Source organism: Pseudomonas sp. 2995-1, from assembly GCF_002742505.1.
GTDB lineage: Bacteria > Pseudomonadota > Gammaproteobacteria > Pseudomonadales > Pseudomonadaceae > Aquipseudomonas > Aquipseudomonas sivasensis.
Genome location: NZ_LJSA01000635.1, coordinates 1 through 263 on the forward strand (window position 1 = coordinate 1; position 263 = coordinate 263).

The following is a 263-nucleotide window of genomic DNA, read 5'->3' on the forward strand; positions in this document are numbered from 1 at the left end:
CCATAAACAGGACCTAAATCTCCATTTTCATCAGCCCACTCATTCCAGATCCGAACATTATTATCCTTTAAGTATCCAATATTAGTATCACCCTTGATAAACCACAGGAGCTCATGAATAATGGCTCTCAAAGCCAATTTTTTCGTTGTCACTACAGGGAATCCTTCATTTAAATCAAAACGCATTTGATAGCCGAATGTACTGATAGTTCCAGTGCCTGTACGATCTTCTTTTTCCGTTCCATTATCTAAAATGTGCTGCAA

At 38.0% G+C, this 263-nt stretch carries 1 protein-coding gene; it reads right to left on the reverse strand.

Annotated elements, in window-relative coordinates:
* Nucleotides 1-263: thymidylate synthase (gene thyA, locus AOA61_RS30150; protein WP_256583515.1), on the reverse strand; the 263-nt coding region annotated here is incomplete at both ends.